Origin of the sequence: Mesorhizobium sp. M4A.F.Ca.ET.022.05.2.1 (genome assembly GCF_003998845.1) — a bacterium.
Taxonomy (GTDB): domain Bacteria; phylum Pseudomonadota; class Alphaproteobacteria; order Rhizobiales; family Rhizobiaceae; genus Mesorhizobium.
Genome location: NZ_RZOJ01000836.1, coordinates 1 through 438, shown reverse-complemented (window position 1 = coordinate 438; position 438 = coordinate 1). Strand labels below are relative to the sequence as shown.

Annotated in this window: 1 pseudogene; it reads right to left on the bottom strand. The window is 60.7% G+C overall.

Annotation, left to right across the window (positions count from 1 at the left end):
* Positions 1–369, bottom strand: a pseudogene (locus EN745_RS35700) (efflux RND transporter permease subunit); the annotation flags it as partial.
* Between the last annotated feature and the right edge of the window lie 69 nt (positions 370–438).

The window sequence follows — 438 nt, the reverse complement described above, 5'->3', positions numbered from 1 at the left end:
GAAACGCATCAGGCAGGCCTTGTGGATGGACTCCACCGCCGACATGCCCTCGCGCCTGAGCTCCAGCGCCACGTCGACCATCATGATGCCGTTCTTCTTGACGATGCCGATCAGCATCAGGATGCCGATCACCGCGATCACCGAAATATCCATGCCGGCGAACCGCAGCGCGACCACCGCGCCGAGCACCGCCGACGGCAGTCCGGTGAGGATGGTGAGCGGATGGATGAAGCTCTCGTAGAGCATGCCGAGCACGATATAGATGGTCAGGATCGCGCCGCCGATCAGCAGCCCCTGGTTGGCGAGCGAATCCTGAAAGGTCTTGGCGGTGCCGGCAAAGCTGGTGCCGATCGTTGTCGGCATGCCGACATGGGGTAATTGCGGGCGATAGATTCTTCGCCGTCAATGATTCTCATGGAGGCCACCATGGACCAATTT